Annotated in this window: 18 protein-coding genes and 1 pseudogene; 9 read left to right on the top strand and 10 right to left on the bottom strand. The window is 69.2% G+C overall.

The window, feature by feature from the left end; all coding sequences use genetic code 11:
* Positions 1 to 249 precede the first annotated feature (249 nt).
* The 6 genes from DIE04_RS29265 to DIE04_RS29240 form a co-directional block, all read right to left on the bottom strand.
* The gene (locus DIE04_RS29265) at positions 250 to 1,104 is read right to left on the bottom strand and encodes an amidohydrolase (protein ID WP_124522075.1); all 855 of its coding nucleotides are present in this window, start codon (positions 1,102 to 1,104) and stop codon (positions 250 to 252) included.
* Complete coding sequence (locus DIE04_RS29260; RefSeq protein ID WP_124522077.1) at positions 1,101 to 2,123, bottom strand: D-isomer specific 2-hydroxyacid dehydrogenase family protein; 1,023 nt, start codon at positions 2,121 to 2,123, stop codon at positions 1,101 to 1,103. The genes DIE04_RS29265 and DIE04_RS29260 overlap by 4 nt, the downstream gene beginning before the upstream one ends.
* Positions 2,120 to 3,196, bottom strand: a complete 1,077-nt coding sequence (locus DIE04_RS29255; RefSeq protein ID WP_124522079.1) for a LacI family DNA-binding transcriptional regulator — start codon at positions 3,194 to 3,196, stop codon at positions 2,120 to 2,122. Before DIE04_RS29255 ends, DIE04_RS29260 begins: the two co-directional genes overlap by 4 nt.
* 8 nt (positions 3,197 to 3,204) lie before the next feature.
* On the bottom strand, positions 3,205 to 5,091 hold the full coding sequence (locus DIE04_RS29250) for a TRAP transporter large permease subunit (protein ID WP_124522081.1): 1,887 nt from the start codon (positions 5,089 to 5,091) through the stop codon (positions 3,205 to 3,207).
* A gap of 3 nt (positions 5,092 to 5,094) precedes the next feature.
* Positions 5,095 to 6,123: a TRAP transporter substrate-binding protein gene (locus tag DIE04_RS29245; RefSeq protein ID WP_124522083.1), complete on the bottom strand. Its 1,029-nt coding sequence runs from the start codon at positions 6,121 to 6,123 to the stop codon at positions 5,095 to 5,097.
* Between the two features lie 239 nt (positions 6,124 to 6,362).
* Entirely contained in the window at positions 6,363 to 7,274 is a 912-nt protein-coding gene (locus DIE04_RS29240) for a LysR substrate-binding domain-containing protein (RefSeq protein ID WP_124522085.1), read from the bottom strand.
* Positions 7,275 to 7,387: 113 nt separating this feature from the next.
* On the opposite strand from DIE04_RS29240, the gene DIE04_RS29235 reads away from it, so the two are divergent.
* Together DIE04_RS29235 and DIE04_RS29230 are read left to right on the top strand one after the other, a co-directional pair.
* Complete coding sequence (locus tag DIE04_RS29235; protein WP_124522087.1) at positions 7,388 to 8,326, top strand: 2-hydroxyacid dehydrogenase; 939 nt, start codon at positions 7,388 to 7,390, stop codon at positions 8,324 to 8,326.
* Positions 8,327 to 8,400: 74 nt separating this feature from the next.
* The gene (locus tag DIE04_RS29230) at positions 8,401 to 9,786 is read left to right on the top strand and encodes an MFS transporter (RefSeq protein WP_124522089.1); all 1,386 of its coding nucleotides are present in this window, start codon (positions 8,401 to 8,403) and stop codon (positions 9,784 to 9,786) included.
* A 33-nt stretch (positions 9,787 to 9,819) separates the two neighbouring features.
* Here the strand turns inward: DIE04_RS29230 and DIE04_RS29225 are convergent, their stop codons facing one another.
* Positions 9,820 to 10,788 (bottom strand): LysR family transcriptional regulator, encoded by a 969-nt coding sequence (locus DIE04_RS29225; protein ID WP_044843298.1) that lies wholly within the window; start codon positions 10,786 to 10,788, stop codon positions 9,820 to 9,822.
* A gap of 366 nt (positions 10,789 to 11,154) precedes the next feature.
* Here DIE04_RS29225 and DIE04_RS29215 point away from each other — a divergent pair, with 366 nt between their 5' ends.
* From DIE04_RS29215 to DIE04_RS29200, 4 genes are all read left to right on the top strand, one after another.
* Complete coding sequence (locus tag DIE04_RS29215; RefSeq protein ID WP_124522093.1) at positions 11,155 to 12,330, top strand: HPP family protein; 1,176 nt, start codon at positions 11,155 to 11,157, stop codon at positions 12,328 to 12,330.
* Positions 12,331 to 12,446: 116 nt separating this feature from the next.
* Positions 12,447 to 12,860 carry a MarR family winged helix-turn-helix transcriptional regulator gene (locus DIE04_RS29210; protein ID WP_124484609.1) on the top strand — a complete coding sequence of 138 codons (414 nt, stop codon included), beginning with the start codon at positions 12,447 to 12,449 and terminating at the stop codon, positions 12,858 to 12,860.
* 30 nt (positions 12,861 to 12,890) lie between these two features.
* A complete protein-coding gene (locus DIE04_RS29205) occupies positions 12,891 to 14,678 on the top strand; it encodes a chloride channel protein (RefSeq protein WP_124522095.1) in 1,788 nt (595 codons plus the stop codon).
* A 492-nt stretch (positions 14,679 to 15,170) separates the two neighbouring features.
* Entirely contained in the window at positions 15,171 to 15,503 is a 333-nt protein-coding gene (locus DIE04_RS29200; RefSeq protein WP_185500442.1) for a hypothetical protein, read from the top strand.
* 114 nt (positions 15,504 to 15,617) lie between these two features.
* Here the strand turns inward: DIE04_RS29200 and DIE04_RS29195 are convergent, their stop codons facing one another.
* Both DIE04_RS29195 and DIE04_RS29190 read right to left on the bottom strand, forming a co-directional pair.
* A complete protein-coding gene (locus DIE04_RS29195; RefSeq protein ID WP_006478890.1) occupies positions 15,618 to 15,938 on the bottom strand; it encodes a pyrimidine/purine nucleoside phosphorylase in 321 nt (106 codons plus the stop codon).
* 163 nt (positions 15,939 to 16,101) lie between these two features.
* The gene (locus DIE04_RS29190) at positions 16,102 to 17,004 is read right to left on the bottom strand and encodes a LysR substrate-binding domain-containing protein (RefSeq protein ID WP_044843294.1); all 903 of its coding nucleotides are present in this window, start codon (positions 17,002 to 17,004) and stop codon (positions 16,102 to 16,104) included.
* Between the two features lie 198 nt (positions 17,005 to 17,202).
* Between DIE04_RS29190 and DIE04_RS29185 the strand changes: the two genes are divergently transcribed.
* From DIE04_RS29185 to DIE04_RS29175, 3 genes are all read left to right on the top strand, one after another.
* Positions 17,203 to 18,387 (top strand): M20 aminoacylase family protein, encoded by a 1,185-nt coding sequence (locus tag DIE04_RS29185; RefSeq protein WP_124484607.1) that lies wholly within the window; start codon positions 17,203 to 17,205, stop codon positions 18,385 to 18,387.
* 43 nt (positions 18,388 to 18,430) lie between these two features.
* Positions 18,431 to 19,750, top strand: coding sequence for an MFS transporter (locus DIE04_RS29180; protein WP_124522099.1), 1,320 nt, complete (start codon positions 18,431 to 18,433; stop codon positions 19,748 to 19,750).
* Positions 19,751 to 19,992: 242 nt separating this feature from the next.
* Positions 19,993 to 20,535 carry a cysteine hydrolase family protein gene (locus DIE04_RS29175; RefSeq protein ID WP_124522101.1) on the top strand — a complete coding sequence of 181 codons (543 nt, stop codon included), beginning with the start codon at positions 19,993 to 19,995 and terminating at the stop codon, positions 20,533 to 20,535.
* A gap of 94 nt (positions 20,536 to 20,629) precedes the next feature.
* Here the strand turns inward: DIE04_RS29175 and DIE04_RS29170 are convergent.
* Positions 20,630 to 20,833: pseudogene (locus tag DIE04_RS29170) on the bottom strand (porin); the annotation flags it as partial.

Below are 20,833 nucleotides of genomic sequence, written 5' to 3'. Positions count from 1 at the left end.
CCCCCCCCCCCCCCCCCCCCCCCCCCCCCCCCCCCCCCCCCCCCCCCCCGCCCCCCCCCCCCCCCCCCCCCCCCCCCATCCCCCCAACCCCCCCCCCCCCCCCCCCCCCCCCCCGCCGCGCTTCAACTCCCGCTGCTACACCTTCCCCGCTTCACCCTCTTCGCTTCACGCAGCGCCTATCGCACCGGAAAGTCGTGGACGAACGCGTCGACCGCATGGCCGTCGAGGCTCGGCCCGCGGCCGACCACGTTACATCGCGGCGCCGATCGAGGTGTCCGCATCGAACCCATACAGCACGGCCGGGTTGTCGACGAGTATCGCGCGGCCGACCGCCGCGTCCGCCGCGCACGCGTGCAACCAGCCGAGGAGTTGCGCATCGTCGGGCAGCGGCGACGCGTTCGGGTGCGGCCAGTTGCTGCCCCACACGCAGCGCGCCGCATGCGCGCGTGCGAGCACGGTGGCAAGGCGTGCGACATCGTCGTAACCGGGCGCACCGGATCGCGAGGTCTCGTAAGGCGCGGACAGCTTCACCCACACGTGGCCGCGATCCAGCAGGCGCCGCAACGCAACGAAGGCCGGCGCATCCGGTGCAACCGGCGTCAGGAACTTGCCCGTGTGATCGATGACGACGCGCGCCGGCAACGACGCCAGCATCGGCTCGACGTCGGGCAGCGTCCGGCCGTCGAGCTGCAAATCGATGTGCCAGCCGAGCGGCGCGATCCGCGCGGCCATCCGCTCGAGCTCGTCCCATCGCGCGACGCCGCCCGACAGCGTCATGAACCGCACGCCGCGGATGCCCGCCGCGTGCAGCCGCTCGAGTTCGGCATCCGGCACGTCGACCGGCACCGTCGCGACGCCGCGCGCCTGCGGGCCGAGCGCGGCCAGCGCATCGAGCGTGCAGCGGTTGTCGAAGCCATAACCGGTCGGTTGCACGACGACCACGCGCGCGAGGCCGAGCGTCTGTTGCACGCGGCGATACGCATCCACCGGCGCATGCGGCGGGCGGAACGTCGCCGTCGGCGCGAGCGGATATGCATCGTCGTAGATGTGGATATGGCAATCGCACACCGGCGCCAGCCGCATGCCGCCTTCGTCGCGCGTCATCGCACACCCGGCGCGGCGGACGCGTCGGCCGACCGCCAGCGTTCGAGCCGCGTCGCATGCGCGGCGTTGACCGCGCCGTTCGGCACGCGTGCGTCGAGCAGCGCGGCGAGTTGGTCGACCGTCTCCAGCGCCTGGTGCTCGACCGCCGGTCGCGTCAGTCCGCCGATGTGCGGCGTGGCGATCACGCGCGGATGCGCGGCGAGTCCGGGCGTCGGCATCTGGTCCGCCGCGCGGCCGACGTCGAGCGCGCAACCGGCCAGCCGGCCGCCGTCGAGCGCGTCGGCCAGCGCCTGCTCGTCGACCAGCTCGCCGCGCGACGCATTGACGAAGCACGCGCCCGGCTTCATCGCGGCGAACGCGCGCGCATCGAACAGGTTCGCGGTGGCCGGCGTCGCGGGCGCGAGGCACACGACGTAATCCGCGTCGCGCAGCAAGGTCGCGCGGTCGACCTGTTCGATCGACGGCGCGTCGACCCGCACGTACGGGTCGCACACGAGCACGCGCATCCCGAACGCCGTCGCGATCGGCACGAGATGACGCGCGATCTGTCCATAGCCGACCACGCCCAGCGTGCTGCCGCGCAATTCGCGGCCCATCCGCGGCAGCGGCGGCGTGCCGCGGTGGTACGCATCCGCGTAGCCGCCGATCCCGCGCGCGAGGCCGATCATCGCGCCGATCACCCACTCCGCGACGGCCGGCCCGAACCCGGGGCTCGCCTGCGTGACCAGCACGCCGAACTCGCTCGCCGCGTCGACGTCGACGGTACGGATGTCGACCGCGCAGCGCAGGAACGCGGCGAGCGCGGGCAGCCCCGCGAACAGCGCACGCGGCGCCGGCGTCTGCCGGTACGCGATGATCGCGTCGCACCCCTGCGCGGCGGCGATCAGCTCGTCCGTGCCGAGCTCCCGGTCGAGCGGATTGCACGTGACGTCCGCGAGCGCCTGCAGCGCGCACAGCGCCTTCGCGCCGAAGTAGTAATCGAACATCCCCGACGGATGGGTCACGTAGACGCGCGTCATGCGTTGTCTCCGTTCGATTCGACCGCGCGCGGCGGCGGCGCGACCGACGCGCGCTCGACCAGCGTGACGCCCGGGAACACGCACTGCCCGGGCGCCGATGACGGGTCGCCGTCGTGCCGCATCACGCGCCGCACCATCTCCGCGGCCATCTCGGTGACGGGCAGTTGCACCGTGGTCAGCGCCGGCCACGAGATCGCCGACAGGAAATGGCCGTCCATCCCGACGACCGACACATCGTCCGGCACGCGCAATCCGCCGTCGCGCAGCCCCGCCATCAGGCCGAGCGCGAACAGGTCGTTGACCGCGACGACGCCGGTCGGCCGCGCCGGATCGGCCGCGAGCGCGGCGCCGAGCGCGCGCCCGACCTCGACGATCACCGCGTCGCCGTATTCGTTCGCCGGGCCGCCTTCGAGCACTTGCGCATCGGCGCCTGCGTCGCGCGCCACTTCGAGAAAGCCGCGAATCTTGTCGCTGCGGCTCACGGTGATGCCGGCCACGGTCGCGAACGCGAGCCGCGTATGGCCCGCGGCGACGAGGCAGCCGGTCGCGAGCCGCGCGGCCGCCTCGTTGTCGGCCGTCACGTGATCGACCTTCGATTGCTCGCCGGGCGTCGCGCGGCGGTCGTAGCTGACGACCGTCATCCCGCGTTCGGCCGCGCGTTCGAGGTGGCTTTCGTCGGCGAGCGACGAGATCACGATCACGCGCCGCACGCCGTGCGCGAACAGGTCGTCGAAGAACGCCGCCTCCTTGCCCGCGTCGCGGTACGTGTTGCCGATCAGCACGCGATGACCGTACTGCTCCTGCGCGCAAGCCTCGATCTCACGCGCGATGTAGCCGTACATCGGATTCGCCATCGACGGCACCAGCAACCCGACGAGCGGCGTCTGCCCCGTCTTGAGCTGGCGCGCGAGCGTGCTCGGCCGGTACTGCAGCGCATCCATCGACGCCTTCACGCGCTCGAGCGTCTCCGGCTTCATCTGGTCGGTGCGGCCGTTGAGCACGTTCGAAACCGTGCTGACCGAAACGGCCGCATGACGGGCCACGTCCTGAATCGTACTCATGTCGTCTTGCATTGAACGGGCTACAGGCCGAAACGGGCCGGCAGCCACAACGAAAACGCCGGTGCGAAGATCAGCGCCACGAGGGCAACGAACAGCACCAGCAGGTATTTCACCATCGGCCGGGCGACGCGCGCGACCTCGGTCCCCGTGATCGCGCAGGTCGTGAACAGCCCGAGGCCGACGGGCGGCGCGAACAACCCGAGCCCCATCGCCACCACCACGACCGTGCCGAAATGCAGCGGGTTGATGCCGAGCTGCAGCGCGATCGGCGCGAGCAGCGGCCCGAAGATGATCAGCGCGGGCGCGCCTTCGAGCACGGCGCCGAACACGATCATCAGGAGCGCCGCCAGCAACAGGAACGCCGTCGAGCCGTACTGATGGGCAAACGCGGTCATTGTGCCCGAGACGAGCGCCGGAATCTGCTCGATCGACAGCGCGAACGACACGCTCGACGCCGCCGCGACGATGAACAGGATGCCGCTCGCCATCGATGCCGCACGCACGAACACGCGGCCGACCGAGCGCCAGGTCAGTTCGTGGAACGCCGTCCAGCCGATCACCAGCGCATAGACCACCGCGAAGGCCGACACTTCCGTCGAGGTCGCGATGCCCGACGTCACGCCCTTGCCGATCATCACGACCATGATCAGCGCGACCAGCGCGCCGCCCGCGAGCGGCAGCCACGCGCGGCGCTCGACGAACACCGCGTCGATGTCGATGCGGCGTCCGCAGATCACGGTCACGACCGCCAGCGACGCGGCGAGCACGGCCGCCGGCACGATTCCCGCGACGAACAGCCCCGCGATCGAGATGTTCGCGACGAAGCCCATGATGATCATGTTCACGCACGGCGGGATCGTCTCGGCCATCACCGCGCTGCACGCGAGCAGCGCCGCGGTTTCGTCGGGGTCCTGGCGCGCACGGCGCACGGCCGGCATCACGACGCCGCCCACCGCCGCGATGTCGGCCAGCTTCGAACCCGACACGCCGGAAAAGCACGCCGTCGCAAGGATCACGATCAACCCGAGCCCGCCGCGCACCCGCCCGAAGATCCGCAGCAGCAATTCGACGAGCCGCGTGGACATCCCGTTCGACTCCATCAGCAAGCCGGCCAGCACGAAGAACGGCACCGCCAGCAGCACGAAGTGATCGGCGCCGGCCATCACCTGCTGCGAGTAGACCTGCAACGGCAGCGTCGGGTCGGCGAGGAAATACAGCAGCGCCGAGAACGCGAGCACGAAGCCGATCGGCACGCCCAGCACGAGCCCGCCGACGAAGCCGGCGATCAGCAGCGCCCCCGGCGCGATCGCATGCTCGGGCCGCAGCGCGTTCCAGCCGTACACGGCGCCCGCGAGCACCGCGCAGCACGCAAGCGTGCCAAGTACGCGGCGGCGCGGCGCGTTCAGCGCGTTCGCGAGCGCGAACACGCTCATGAACAGCGCGCCAAACATCATCGGATACACGTTGATCCAGCCCGGCAGGCCGCCGGTCGTCAACTGGTCGTACGAATCGCCGAGCAGCTGCCACGACGACGCCAGCAGGTTCAGCGACACCGCCGCGACGATCCAGTGTCCGATCTGCACGAGCGCACCCTGCCAGCGCGCCGGCAGCCAGCCGCGGAACAGGTCGATGCCGACGTGCTGGCTGCGGCCGAGCACCGTCGCCGCGCCGAAGAACACCAGCACGATCATCAGCGCGCTCGCGACCTCCTCGGCCCAGTCGACCGGATCGTGCAGGAAATAGCGGAACACGACCGACACGAACACCACGAGCACGTCGACGGCCAGCACCGCGGCCGACACGTATTCGATCCAGCGCATCGCCGCCGCCAGCGCGCGGACGGCGGCGCGCGCGGGGCGGTCTGCGCCGGCGCCCGGCACGACGCTCGAAACGGAACCGGTATCCATTGCTCAACCCCGCGCCGCGGCGATCGCCGGAAACAGCGGCGCGGTGGCCGGATATTGCTTGGCGAACGCCACGTAGAGGCGGTCGTGCATCGCCTGCCGCAGCGCGGCGCGCTCGGCCTCCGCCATCGGATGGAACGTCATCCCGTGCTGCTTCAGCGCCGCCTCCGCCTGCGCGGCCTTCTGCGTCGCGATCGCGCGCTGTTGCGCGGTCGCATCGGCCACCGCGCGGTCGAACGCCGGGCGCAGGTTCGCCGGAATCCGCTCGAGCGCGCGCCGCCCCATCACGACGGTCATCGCCGCGAACACGTGGTGCGATTGCCAGCACGACTTGACGATCTCGTCGAAGCGGCTCGCGAGCACGGTGGCCGGATCGTGCTCGAGCCCGTCGACGACGCCCGTCTGCACGGCCATGTACAGCTCGCCGAACGGAATCGGCGTCGGCACCGCGCCCATCACCTTGAAGGTGTCCATGAACGCCGGCGTCGGCAGCACGCGCAGCTTCGTGCCCTTCACGCCCGGCAGCGCCGTCACCGGCTGCTTCGTGAACACGCAGCGCCCACCGAAGTGCGAGCCCCACGTCAGCACCGAGCAGCCCGCGCGCTTTTGCAGCAGCGCGTTCAGGCTGGTGCCGACCTGGCCGTCGAGCACCTTCGCGACGTGCGCATAGCTGTCGAACAGGTAGCCGAGATCGAGCATGCCGAGCTCGGGTGCGACCGTGGCCCAGATCGACGACCCCGCGATCATCATGTCGATCGCGCCGATCTTCACCTGCTGCGCGACGTCGCTCTCCTTGCCGAGCTGGCTGTTCGGAAAGTAGTCGACCCGGATCGCATCGCCGACGCTCGCCTTCAGGTTCGCGGCAAGCCGCTCGTACCACACGTAGTGCGCGGCGTTCTGGTCGGCCGGCATCGACGACGAGCAGCGCAGCGTCACGGTTTGCGCCGCGCGGCCGATCGCCGGCAGGCCGCCCGCGACCGCGAGCGTGGCGGCGGGCGCCGTTTGCAGAAAGCGCCGCCGGGTGAAGGTAGTCATGGCCGTCTCCTTTGCAGTGCGCCTCCAGGCGCAACTGTATCGATTTAGTGTATCGATACAGTAATACGACGACCGATGAGAGAAAAATGAGGGTTTTCCCGTGCGCGGATGAAAAACGGGCCTTCCGCGTGGTGGTTTTGGGCCGGAATCGCAGACGGCGCCGGTCTGTGCCGGTCTTGCAGGCCGGTGTCGGCGCGCGTCGGGCGCGGCGCCTGATATCATCAGACAACAGACCTTGGCTAAACAACGCCCCCGCCGTCCGCCTCCTGCGTCAGAAACTGCTCGACCATCGCGTTGAACACCGGCAGCGCCGGATTGTCGTTGTCCGCGCGCCACGCGAGATACAGCTCCGCCGCCACGTCGACGTCCGCGAGCGGCCGGAACACCACGCCGTCCACATGCAGCTCGCGCGCCGACGCCGGCACCAGCGCCGCACCCAACCCGGCACGCACCAGGCCGAGGATCGTATGCGTCTGCCCGACGTAATGCAGGTAGTTCGGCAAGCGCCCGGCGCCGGCGAACATCCCCGAGATCATGTCGTGGAAGTACTTGCCCTCGTTCGGCGAATACGCGATGAACGGCTGCCGGTCGAGCTGGTCCGGGCCGATCCGCTCGTACGCGGCCAGCGGCGCGCCCTGCGCGACCGAGACGAGCATCGGCTCGCGTTGCACGAGCCGGTATTCGAGCGGATGGCGCGCCGCGCGCTGGCGCACGAAGCCCGCATCGAGCATGCGCGACGCCAGCGCGTCGATCTGCACGGTCGACACCATTTCACGCAGTTCGACGTCGACGTCGGGCAGCGCCTGCGCCGCATGCGCGAGCAGCGCCGGAATCATCCGGTACGCGCTGACGGCCGTGAAGCCGAGCGTGATGCGGCCGGCCCCGCCATGCGCGACGCGCTGCGCGGCCTGTTCGGCCCGCGCGGAAAACTCGAGGATGTGCCGTGCGTCGCGCAAGAAGCGCTCGCCGGCCGCGGTCAGCCTGACCTGCCGGCTGCTGCGTTCGAGCAGCGCGATGCCGAGCGCGTGCTCGAGCAACTGGATCTGCCGGCTGAGCGGCGGCTGCGTCATGAAGAGCCGCCTGGCCGCGCGCCCGAAATGCAGTTCCTCGGCCACGGCGACGAAGCAGCGAAGCTGGTTCAGTTCAATCATTCAAATCTTGAATCAATCGATAGCGTCTTGATGTTAGACCGATATCGATTCGATTCCTATACTCGGTTGCACCTGATGTGCGGCCCGCGCCGCGCACGCCGACCGAGACCCTCATGACCATCGACCTTCTGCTCACCCAGCCGCTCCCCGACACCATCGACGCCGAACTGTCCGCCCGCTACGCGGTGCATCGGCTGTATGCGGCCGACCAGCCCGACGCGCTGCTCGATCGCGTCGCATCGCGCATCCGCGGCGTCGTCACGGGCGGCGCGAACGGGTTGCCGGCCGCGTTGATGGCGCGGCTGAGCGCGCTCGAGATCATCGCGATCAACGGCATCGGCACCGACGCCGTCGATCTCGAGCTCGCCCGCGCACGCGGCATTCACGTGACGACGACGCCCGACGTGCTGACCGACGACGTCGCCGACATGGCGCTGGGGCTGATCCTGATGACGCTGCGCGACCTCGGCGCCGGCGAGCGCATCGTGCGCGCCGGCCGCTGGGGCAAGGTGGCGCAGCCGCTCGCGACGCAGGTGACGGGCAAGCGGCTCGGCATCGTCGGCCTTGGCCGCGTGGGACGTGCGATCGCGCAGCGCGCGCAGGCGTTCCGGATGCCGGTCAGCTATTTCGGCCCGCGCGAACACCGCGACAGCGGCTATCGCTACGTGCCCGACCTCGCCGCGCTCGCGCGCGACAGCGACGTGCTCGTGCTCGCGGCGTCCGCCGATCACGGCAACGTGCTCGTGACCGCCGACGTGCTCGCCGCGCTCGGCAGCAAAGGATTCCTGATCAACGTCGCACGCGGCAAGCTCGTCGACGAAGCCGCGCTCGTGCGCGCGCTCGCCGACGGCACGATCGCCGGCGCGGGGCTCGACGTGTTCGCCGACGAACCGCGCGTGCCGGCCGCGCTGCTCGAACTCGAGCGCGTCGTCGTGCAGCCGCACCGCGCGAGCGCCACGCACGAGACACGCGAACGAATGGGCCGGATCGTGCTCGCCAACCTCGCCGCGTGCTTCGCGGGCCAGCGGCCGCCGACGAGCGTTACAGGCTGACCGCCGCACGCCCCTCCCCGACCAAGACAACATCCAATGAAACGCCTCCGTACGCCGGAGGCCAGGAGACTCGCATGCCCAATCGATCCAGCGGCGGCGCAGCCGTCGCCGCCTCTTCCACCTCTCCCGCCTCATCCACGGCGTCGCGCACGATCGGCCGCGTCCGTTACACGGTCCTCGCGCTGATCTTCGCCGTCACCGTCGTCAACTATGCGGACCGCGCGACGATGTCGATCGCCGGTACCGGCGTCGCGCACGCCCTCGGGCTCACGCCCGTGCAGCTCGGCATCGTGTTTTCCGCGTTCGCGTGGGCCTATGCACTCGGCCAGATCCCGGGCGGCTGGCTGCTCGACCGTTTCGGCGCGCGCCGCGTGTATGGCCTGAGCCTGCTGCTGTGGTCGATCTTCACGATGCTGCAGGGCACGGTCGGCTGGTTCGCCGTGCAGGGGGCGGCCGCGACGCTCGCGCTGTTCGCGATGCGCTTCATGCTCGGCCTGGTCGAATCGCCGGCGTTCCCGGCCAATTCGCGGATCGTCGCGTGCTGGTTTCCGACCGCGGAGCGCGGCACCGCATCCGCACTGTTCAACTCCGCGCAGTACATGGCCGTCGTGCTGTTCACACCCGCGATGGCGTGGCTCACGCACGCGCTCGGTTGGGAACACGTGTTCCTGTGGATGGGGATGCTCGGTGTCGCGCTGTCGGCGCTCTGGTTCGCGTGGTATCGCGAGCCGCACGGCCATCCGCGCGTGAGCAACGCCGAGCGCGACTACCTGCGCGCGCACGGTGCGCTCGTCGATCTCGAAGCGAACCGCGTCCGCGAGCGCTCGCGCCTATCGTGGCGCGACGCGTCGCAGCTGTTCCGCCACCGCAACCTGTGGGCGATCTACATCGGCCAGTACTGCATCACCGCGCTCACCTACTTCTTCATCACGTGGTTCCCGATCTACCTGATCAAGGGGCGCGGGATGACGATCATGGAAGCCGGCTGGGTGGCCGCGCTGCCGGCGCTCTGCGGCTTCACGGGCGGCGTGCTCGGCGGCGTGCTGTCGGACTGGCTGATCCGGCGCGGCGTGCATCCGTCGCGCGCCCGCAAGACGCCGTTCGTCGTCGGGATGGCGCTGGCGACGCTGCTCGTGCTCGCGAACGGCGCGTCGTCGAATGCCGTCGTGATCGCGCTGATGACGATCGCGTTCTTCGGCAAGGGGCTCGCGGCGGTCGGCTGGGCCGTGCTCGCCGACACCGCGCCCGAAGGGATGGTCGGCCTGAGCGGCGGCGTGTTCAACGGTCTCGGCAACCTCGCGGGGATCGTCACGCCGCTCGTGATCGGCTACTTCGTCGCGCACACGGGCTCCTTCGCGGGCGCACTGTGGTTCGTCGCCGCGCACGGGCTGCTCGGCATCGCCGCCTACGCGTGGCTCGCCGGCCGCTTCGAACGGATTCGCGTCACGCCGGACGCGTGATACCGGGCGCCGCCGGGCGTGCGACCGGCGGCATCAGGCGCGCTGGCGGCTGCCCGGCATCGGCTCGACCGCAAGCCGGTCGAGTTCGCGCAGGTCGTTCTCCAGCGCGGGCGTGAGCGTCGTGCGCAGATGGTCGAGGAAGGTGCGGATCTTCGCATCGAGATAGCGGCGCGTCGCATAGACCGCGTACACGCTGACGGTCTGCAACCGATACTCGGGCAGCACGCGGATCAGGCGCCCCGCGCGCAGGTCGTCGAGCACCGTATACAGCGCGACGCACGCGATGCCGCGCCCCGCCCGCACCGCGACGCACAGCGCATCCGGCACGTTGACCTGGAACGGTGCCGGCTGCAGTTCGTAGACGGTCTCCTCGCCGTCGTCGCGCTCGAGCCGCCACTCGCTGGCCGGCGATGCCGGCGTATCGAGGCGCAGGCATACGTGGTTCGGCAGGTCGTCGGGCGTCTTCGGCGTGCCGTGCCGCGCGAGATATTCTCGCGATGCGACCAGCACGCTGCAACTGGTGCCGCAGGTCTGCGCGACATAGCCGGAATCGGGCAGCTGCGACGCGGTCACGATCGACACGTCGTAGCCTTCCTCGACGAGATTCGGCATCCGTTGCGCGAGCGTCAGCTCGACCGACACGTCCGGGTTGTCTTCCTGGTAGCGCACGATCGACGACACGACATGACTCTGCCCGAGCCCCGTCATCGCATGGATCCGCATCTTGCCGCTCGGCCGCAGCAGCGCGTTGCGGGCCTCGGCGTTCGCGTAGTCGAATTCGGCGAGGATCGATTTCGCACGCTCGAAGTAGCGCTCGCCGCTTTCGGTGAGGCCGAGATGGCGCGTCGTGCGATGCAGCAGGCGCGTCTGTACGTGGGCTTCGAGGTTCGACACCGCGCGTGACACCTGCGCGGTGGTCGCATCGATTTCTTTGGCGACCGCGGTGAAACTGCCGGCTTCGACAACGCGCACGAACAGGCGCATGTTTTCGAGCATGTCCATTGAATTGGCTTGGGGAGTGTCGGTGGGGAAACGTCGGCGGCGCTCGCGTCAGACGGGAATCGGGGCGTGCGCGCGAACCACGCGCAAGCGATCGCCATGCCGGGGAACGGGCGGGAGAGCGGGCATCGCGTGCGTGGTTGTGGCGTATCGGGGAATTCGGTGGCCCGAATTGTACGCCGCTGCAGACAAATTTGCGCGGTCGCAGGGCAGTCAGGCTTTCATCTGATGAAAGGTTCCTGCAAGACGGATGCGGCGCGCGCAGGCAACGCGTTGATGCAGCGCGACAATTTATATCACGATGCGATATAATTCTCGACGTCCTCGCGCTGCGTCATGCGCATCGTCATGTTTACCGCTCAATCGTCCATGTCGTCAGGCCCCTCCCCGTCGCGCCGCACCTTCCGCCAATGGCTGCACAGCTTCATTCCCCATCCGATGACGCTCGGCTGGCGCGAGCGCATGCGCTCGTGCGCGGGCGCGCTCGTCGGGATCGCGACGGTCGGCGTCACGATGCGGCTGCTGCCCGGCGTGCCGGGCCTCGTGCCGCTGCTCGTCGCGCCGATGGGCGCGTCGGCCGTGCTGCTGTTCGCGGTGCCCGCGAGTCCGCTCGCGCAGCCCTGGTCGATCATCGGCGGCAATCTGGTGGCGGCGACCGTCGGCGTCGCCTGCGCGCAGTGGATCGCCGATCCGATCACGGCCGCCGCGGTCGCGGTCGCCCTCGCGATCGGCGGCATGTTCGCGCTGCGCTGCGTGCACCCGCCGTCGGGCGCGGTCGCGCTGACGGCCGTGCTCGGCGGCCCGGCGATCCACGCGCTCGGCTTGCGCTTCGTGGTCGAGCCGATCGCACTGCAATCGGCGATCCTGCTGTCGGCCGCGCTCGTGTACCACGCGCTGACGGGCCACCGCTATCCGCACGGCGGCGTGCGCCACGACGCGAAACCGCAAGGCGGCAGCGCCGCGCCGGCACGCGGCGGCTTCACGCGCGCCGATCTCGACGCCGTGCTGAAGCGCCGCGGCGAATGGCTCGACGTCGACCCGGACGACCTCGAAATGCTGCTGCGCGAAACCGAGATGCAGGCCTATGCGCGCACGTTCGGCCAGCTCACGTGCGCCGACCTGATGACGAAGAACGCGATCGAAGTCGCGCCGTCGACGTCGGTCACGGCCGCGCTGACGCTGCTCGACCGCCATCGCGTGAAGGCGCTGCCCGTCGTGGACGGCAGCGATCGCCTGGTCGGCATCGTCACGCGCGCCGACCTCACGCGCCCGTTGCGCCGCCCGGTCCCGCTGTGGCGGCGGCTGGCCGCGCAGCTGCCGCAATCGTTCGGCGGCCGGCCGCCCAGCGTCGCGACCGTGATGACCCGCGACGTCGCATCCGTGCCGCAGACCATGCCGATCACCGCGCTGGTGCCGCTGTTTACGCATTCGGGCCATCACCACATCCCGGTCGTCGACGCATCACGCCGGCTCGTCGGCATCATCACGCAGACGGATCTCGTCACCGGCCTGTACCGCCAGACGCAGATGCTCGAAGCCGCGTAACGCGGACGCTCAACGGGCCGACGACAGCGTAATGTATCTATTTCGCTGAAATTCGGCCATTTATATCATATTGTGATATATTTAACGTTACCGAAACTGCTGCCCGACCGACCGCAATGACCGATACCCGACGCGCGCTGACCAAAAGCGATTTCCAGCAACTGTCCGAGTTCCGCTACCAGATGCGCCGTTTCGAGCGCTTCTCCGAACGCGCCGCGCAAAGCGAAGGCGTGACGCCGCTGCAGTACCTGCTGCTGCTGCACATCAAGGGCTATCCGCACCGCGAATGGGCCACCATCGGCGAACTCGCGGAACGCCTGCAGGCGCAGCATCACGGCGTCGTTGCGCTGGTGACGCGCTGCGAGGCACTCGGGCTCGTGAAGCGCAAGACGAGCGAAGCGGACCGCCGGCAGGTCGAGGTCCACCTCGAGGAAGCCGGCGAGACGCTGCTCGCCCACCTCGCGGCCATGCATCGCGCGGAACTGAAATCGCTCAAGGGCACGTTCCAGGTTCCGCAGATCAATAACTGACCCAGGCTTTACCGACCTATCCTCACGCCGATGAACGCACCGCACAAACGCGACTTCTCGACCAACGAACGCCTGCCCAGGATCGCGTTGCTCGCTGCCGGGATCGGCTTGCTCGGCACGCTGGCGGCGTTCGTGCTGTCGAGCCTGATCCACCTGTTCACGAACCTGTTCTTCTTCCAGCAGTTTTCGTTCGCCGACCGTTCGCCCGCGCACCACACGCTCGGCGCATGGGTGATCGTCGTGCCGGTGATCGGCGGGTTGATCGTCGGGCTGATGGCGCGCTTCGGTTCGGAGAAGATCCGCGGCCACGGCATTCCGGAAGCGATCGAGGCGATCCTGTTCGGCAAGAGCCGCATGTCGCCGAAGGTCGCGATCCTCAAGCCGCTGTCGTCGGGTGTCGTGATCGGCAGCGGCGGCCCGTTCGGCGCCGAAGGCCCGATCATCATGACGGGCGGCGCGCTCGGCTCGCTGATCGCGCAATGCGTGCACGTGACCGCCGCCGAGCGCAAGACGCTGCTCGTCGCGGGCGCGGCCGCCGGCATGACCGCCGTGTTCGGCACGCCGGTCGCCGCCGTGCTGCTCGCGGTCGAACTGCTGCTGTTCGAATGGCGTCCGCGCAGTTTCCTGCCGGTCGCGCTCGCCTGCGCGGTCGCCGGTTTCGCCCGCGCCGTGTTCTTCGGAGTCGACCCGCTGTTTGCGCTGACCACGGCGCCGCCGACGCCCGTCGCGCTGCTGTCGTGCATCGTCGCGGGCCTGCTGTCGGGCGCGCTCGCGTGCGGCCTGTCGGCGGCGCTGTACCGCGTCGAGGACACCTTCGCGAAGCTGCCGGTGCACTGGATGTGGTGGCCGGCGCTCGGCGCGATCGTGATCGGCATCGGCGGCTGGCTCGAGCCGCGCGCGCTCGGCGTCGGCTACGACGTGATCGGCGACCTGCTGCACCAGCACATCGCGCTGAAGATCGCACTCGCACTGTTGACCGTGAAGGCCGTGATGTGGGTGATCGCGCTCGGCTCCGGCACGTCCGGCGGTGTACTCGCCCCGCTGCTGATGCTCGGCGCGGGCCTCGGCACCGTGCTGTCGCCGGTGCTGCCCGGCGGCGATCCGGCGCTGTGGCCGCTCGTCTGCATGGCCGCGACGCTCGGCGCCACGCTCGGTGCGCCGCTGACCGCGATCGTGTTCGCGTTCGGCCTCACGCACGACGCGAACGCGCTGCTGCCGCTGCTCGCGGCGACGCTCGTCGCGCACGGCTTCGCGACCGTCGTGATGAAGCGTTCGATCATGACGGAAAAGATCGCGCGCCGCGGTTACCACATCTACCGGGAATACGGCGTCGATCCGCTCGAACGCCATGACGTGGCCGAGGTGATGACGCCGGCCGACGATCTCGTCTCGATCGACGGCGGCACGACGCTCGACGCCGTCGAGTCGCAGTACTTCGGCGCGAAGCAGACGCACCGTGCGTACCCCGTCGTGCAGAACGGCCGCCTGCTCGGTCTCGTCGATCGTGCGACGCTCGACGCGCAGCGTGCGCAAGCCGGTCCCGGCGCGGCGCTCGCGAACGCATTCATCGATCGTGCGCCGGCCGTCGCGCACGCGCACGAAACGTGCCGCGTGGTCGCGTCGCGGCTCGCGATGCTCGGCCTCGAACGCCTGCCGGTCGTCGACGATCCGCAATCGCTGCGCATCATCGGCATCGTGTCGCGCAGCGACCTCATCAAGCCCGCGCTCCAGCACTTCGACGACGAACACAAGCGCGAACGCTTCCGCCCGGTCGTACCGGTCAACCTGCGCGACGCCGGTGCGCGCAAGGCCGGCTGATACGTACCGCGCGCTTCACCGTCCCCCGCCGTTCCGGATCGGCGCGCACCCTGCGCGCCGGTTCGCATTCCGCCGCGTCCGGCGTTTAAACTTGGTTGACAATTCATCGGACGAAAGTTTGTCATCATGGTGCTCATGCGACGGGGCCACCCTTTCAGCCATTCCACTTCGTCATCCAATAAAGAAGCGTCGCGGCGCGACATGCAGATACATGCAGCACGCCGCGGCCGTCAATCCGCCACACCACAGGGCAGCGAGCCGACCTCACGACGCATGACGTCGTCGCCGCGTCCCCGCCTCCACGCGGGCCGTGCGCGACCCATGCCGTATCGCAACAGAACGGACAGCATCCGGATTGTCGTTTGGCAAGCGTGTTAACAACTTGTTTCGGAATCGCCGGAACCGCATTTGTCCGATGCAATCTCACAAGAACGCAGTTCAAGTTCTGCTGCGCATCCCGCTCAATCAATCACGACTCGAGGGAGATAAAACGTGAACGTGAAATACTTACCGCTCATCGCATTGACCGTGGCAATTTCCGCACATGCAGCCGATCCGGCCATGCAGAACGTGGGGCAAAGCCAGAAGTCCGCGGAGGACGTGTCGGCGTGCATCGCAAAGACCTGGGCCGACAAGTCGCAGCAACAGGTGGTCACGCAGAACGTGCTCGCCAACGGCCTCGCGACCGATGTCTACGTACCGGGCCAGCAACCGCCGAACGGCGCGGCCGCGATGGTTCGTCCGGCGTCGAAGCCGGGCGCGAAGACGTGGGTCGGCATGCGTGGCGACGCCGCTGCCGCGGGCGACATCAACGCCTGCCTGTAAGCTCCGCGCCGGACGGCAACGCGCCGTCCGAATACGAGAAAGCCCCGCTTCGGCGGGGCTTTCTGCTTTCAGCGCGACGGCCGCGCGCATGGGTTGCGGCCGGTGCTCATGCGCTTACAGGTAGCTGCAGACGTAGTCGAGCGTCTCGAGCACTTCGATGTCGAAGCGGCTCTTGCCCGGCACCGAGAACGACTCGCCGGCGCCGTAGGTTTGCCATTCGCTGCTGCCGTCGAGCTTCACGCGGCACTTGCCGGCCTGCACTTCCATCAATTCGGGCGCGTCCGTGCCGAAGTTGAGCGCGCACGGCAGGATCACGCCGAGCGTCTTGCGCGTGCCGTCCGGGAAGAGCACGGTATGCGACACGCACTTGCCGTCGAAATAGACGTTCGCGCGCTTGACGACCGATACGTTGTCGAATTGGGTTGCACTGGTCATGTGATGCCTCTGATTGCTGGATGCCGGATGGCGTGTTGTCGGAAGCCGGCCGGAACGGCGGGCCGGCCGCTATGATACCGGCTCGCGGCGAGCGCGCCGCGAGCGGGAATGGTCCGCGGTGCGCGGCAGATGTTCAGGATCACTACGCGATGCATTGCCCGACTCATCGGAGCCCCTTGCGCCGCGCGGAATCGCGCAGGCAGTCGAGCAGCATCGACGCGGCCGGCGTGAGCGGGCTGTCGCGACGCGTGACGACCTGCACGGACACGCCGGGCAGCCGCTCGCGGATCGGCAGCACCGCGAGCTGGTCGCGCGCCCACTCGCCCTGCAGCAGCTGTTCGGGCATCGACGCGATCAGGTCGCAGCCCGTCATCAGGCTGTGCGCGAGCCCGAAGCTCGGGCATTCGACGACCCGCTGCGGCACCGGCAGCCCGTACGCGACGAACGAGTTGAACAGCACCTGGGTCGAGCTTTCCGGCGACGGATTCATCAGCCAGTCGGCCTCGACGAGATCGGCCAGCGACGTGGCCGATGCGAGCGGATGCCCTTTGCGCGCGACGATCAGCGATCGGCTCGCATAGAGTTCCGCGTGGTCGAACTCGGCCGCCAGCAGTTCGGGCACGACGACGGCGACCGCGAAATCGAGCGAGCCGTCGTGCAGCCGCGGCAGCGCGACGCCGGGAAACCCTTCGATCAGATTGACGCGCGCGACCGGAAAGCGCCGCCGGAACGCGCGAAACGCGTCGGGCAGGATCGTCACCGCCGCAGCCGGCGTGATCGCCGCCGCGACCGAGCCCGTCATCGCGCCCTGCGCCTGCTCGATATCGTCGCGCGCCCGCTGCATCTCGGCGACGATCAGCCGCGCGCGCACCTGCAGCTGCTGGCCGAACGCGGTGAGTTGCACGCCGCGCGCGGTGCGCACGACGAGCGACACGCCGAGCGCGATCTCCAGCTCCTTGACCGCCTTCGTCAACGCCGCCGGCGACACGTTCAGGCGCCGCGCGGCCGCGCGGATGCTCCCTTCGTCCGCGACGGTGACGAACGCTTTCAGCTGATGGTATTTCATGGCGGCATGCGTGATTCGTGGAAACCCGACGCCCGGCCACGCGCAGCGGATCAGGGTATTCCCGAGCGGCAACCGGTGGTGAGCACCAAAGCAATTTAGCAGCTTCTGGTACCCGACAGAAATTTATATGCTTGGCCGTCATATGTGCGTCAAACGCCCACCGGCCCCACCTGCCTCACCTGCTCCACAGGAGACACCATGCTGCAAGCCGTGAACCCCGTCATCCCCGGCATCGCCGCGATCGCCCCCGACCTGATCGACGTGCGCCGCCGCATCCACGCGCATCCGGAGCTCGCGTTCGAGGAAACGCTGACCAGCGATCTCGTCGCCGAGTTGCTCACGGGGTGGGGCTATGAAGTGCATCGCGGCATCGGCAAGACGGGCGTCGTCGGCGTGCTGCGCGAAGGACAAGGCACGCGCACCGTCGGCCTGCGCGCCGACATGGACGCGCTGCCGCTCGCCGAAGCCACCGGCCTGCCGTACGCGAGCCGCCACGCAAACAAGATGCATGCATGCGGTCACGACGGCCACACCGCGATGCTGCTGTGCGCGGCGCGCCACCTCGCCGCCACGCGCCAGTTCTCCGGCACGCTGAACCTGATCTTCCAGCCGGCCGAGGAAAACTTCGGCGGCGCGAAATCGATGATGGACGACGGCCTGTTCGAGCGCTTTCCGTGCGACGCGATCTTCGCGATCCACAACATGCCGGGCCGCGCCGCCGGCGACATGGCGTTCCGCGCCGGTGCCGCGATGGCGTCGGCCGACCGCGTGACGATCACGCTGCGCGGCGTCGGCGGACACGGCGCGATGCCGCACTTCGCGCGCGACCCGATGTCGGCCGCGGGCAGCATCATGGTCGCGCTGCAGACGATCGTCGCACGCGAGGTCGATGCGCAGCATGCGGCCGTGATCACCGTCGGCAGCGTGCAGGCCGGCGAGACTTTCAACATCATTCCGGAAACCGTCGTGATGAAGCTGTCGGTGCGCGCGCTGGACGCCGACGTGCGCGCGCTGCTCGCACGCCGGATCGAGGCGCTCGCGAAGGGCCAGGCGGAAAGCTTCGGCATCACGGCGGAAGTCGACTACGACTACGGCTATCCGGTCCTCGTGAACCATCCCGAACCGACCGCATTCGCGGCCGACATCGCCCGCCAGATGCTCGGCGCCGATCGCGTCGAAACCGAGGCCGCGCCGCTGATGGGCAGCGAGGACTTCGCCTACATGCTCGAAGCACGCCCCGGCTGCTATGCGTTCATCGGCAACGGCATCGGCAGCAAGGGCGGCTGCATGGTGCACAACCCCGGCTACGACTTCAACGACGACATCCTCGCGATCGGCGCGAGTTACTGGGTCCGCGTCGCCGAAGCCTGGCTCGCGGCCTGACGGCCCTTCATCACGCAGTTCCGCGCCTTAGCAGGGGAACCTCATGGAAACGTCCGCCCTTCCGTTCGCCGGCTCGCCGGCCGATGCCCGCGCCGCCGCGAAGAAACGCCGCCTGATCGCGGCCGCCGCGGTCGGCAACGCGCTCGAGTTCTACGACTTCACGGTCTACAGCTTCTTCGCGATCCTGATCGGCAAGCTGTTCTTCCCGGTGCACTCGTCGTTCGGGCAATTGATGCTCGCGGTCGCGAGCTTCGGCGTCGGCTTCGTCACACGCCCGCTCGGCGGCCTCGTGATCGGCATGTATGCCGACCGCGCCGGCCGCAAGAAGGCGATGATCCTGACGCTGTTGCTGATGGCGCTCGGCACCGCGACGATCGCGATCGCGCCGACCTTCGCGCAGATCGGCCTCGCCGCGCCGCTGCTGCTCGTGCTTGCGCGCCTGTTGCAAGGGTTTGCATCGGGTGGCGAAGTCGGCGCGTCGACGACGCTGCTGCTCGAACAGGCGCCGCAGCATCGCCGCGGCTTCTACGCGTCGTTCCAGTTCTCGAGCCAGGGGCTCGCCGCGCTCGCCGGGGCGCTCACCGGCGTCGCGCTGACGTCGACGCTCAACGCCGCGCAGCTCGAGAGCTGGGGCTGGCGTGTGCCGTTCATCATCGGCACGCTGTTCGTGCCGCTCGGCTACTGGCTGCGCCGCACCGTCGAGGAAGTGCCGGCCGCCGCGCCGGCCGCCGCGCACGACGAACCCGTCGCGTCGCTGCCGCTCGCCGACGTGCTGCGCCATCACGGCAAGGCCGTGTTCGCGGGCCTCGGCGTAACGATCGGCGGCACGTCGATCCACTACATCATCGTGTTCTACATGGCGATCTACGGCGTGCAGGTGCTGCACCTGCCGACCTGGCTGTCGATGACGGCCGGCTGCGTCGCCGGCGCGATCCTGATGCTCGTGACGCCGATCGGCGGGCACCTGTCCGACGTGTTCGGCCGCAACCGGATCGTCTGGTGGACGCGCATCGTGCTGATGGCCGCGATCTATCCCGCGTTCATCGCGCTGAACCGCTGGCCGGGCGCCGCGTCGCTGCTGTCGATCATCGCCGCGCTGTCGATCGTGCACGCGATCAACATCGGCGCGACGGGTGCGATGCTCGGCGAGCTGTTCCCGCGGGCGGTGCGGGCGACCGGCGGCGCGCTCGTGTACAGCGTGGGCGTCGCGATCTTCGGCGGCTTCGCGCAGTTCTTCGTCACGTGGCTGATCGCGGCGACCGGCAATCCGAATGCGCCCGCGTGGTATGCGATCGGCTGCGGCGTGCTCACGCTGCTCGCGATTCGCTGCATGGACGAGAAGGCCGGGAAGGCGCTCGATTGAGCGGTGGCGACGCGGGGCGTGCGACACGTCATTGACGCAGCGAACGCGCATCGTGCATGATCGCTCCATGCACGACGCCACGCTCAACCTTTCGACGACCACGCGCACGACCGCCTTCGGCGGGCCCGTGCGGCGAGTGCGCGCAAGGTCGTAGCGCCCTTCACCGATTCCCACAGGCCCCGCCGGTTCCGGACGGGGTCTCGTCGTTTCTCCGTCCGCACCGGCCTTTCAGGAGAAACGCGATGTCCGAAGCCCCATCCCCGAAACGTGCGCTGCTCGTCGTCGACATGCAAGTCGGGTTGTTCCATGGCCCCGATCGTCCGCATGACGGCGAACGCGTGCTGGCCAACGTCAACCGGCTGATTCGCCGCGCACATGAAGCCGGCGCGCCCGTATTCGCCGTGCGCCACACCGGCCCGGCGGGTTCGCCGATCGCGCCCGATGCGCCGCTCGCCGCATTGCTGCCGGCGCTCGCGATCGATACGGCACGCGACATCGTGTTCGACAAGACCCGGCCGAGTTGTTTCGCGGGCACACGGCTCGCTGAATGGCTGCACGCGGCCGGGATCGGCGAGATCGTGATTGCGGGGATGAAGACGCAGTACTGCATCGACACGGCGTGCCGCGCGGCCGCCGATCTCGGCTTTCGCGCCGTGCTCGTCGCCGATGCGCATACCTGCATGGATACGCCCGCGTTGCCGGCCGAGCGGATCGTCGCGCATCACAATGCGACGCTCGGCGGGCCGTTCGCGACGTTGACGACGACCGAGGCATGCGGGTTCTGACCGGCAACGCGTACGGCACGCCGCACGCCGGCCCCCGTAAACGCAACAAGGCACGGGCCACCCTCACCCGTGCCTTGCGTGCGCGCCGCCCCGCTCAGAACGTATGCATCATCCCCACATACGCGCCCGTCTGCGACTCGCCCGTCATCGGGCTCGTGCCCGACGTCGCGTCGCGCGGCGACGCGAGCAGCGAGAAGTTCGAATTCCCGCCGTTGCGCGCATACGCGACCGTCCCGTACAGGAACGTGCGCTTCGACAGGTTGTACGTCGTGCCGAGCACGTACATGATCGCGTGGCC

Origin of the sequence: Burkholderia sp. Bp8994, assembly GCF_003853805.1 — a bacterium.
Classification (GTDB): domain Bacteria; phylum Pseudomonadota; class Gammaproteobacteria; order Burkholderiales; family Burkholderiaceae; genus Burkholderia.
This window is presented reverse-complemented; position numbering and strand designations above follow the sequence as displayed.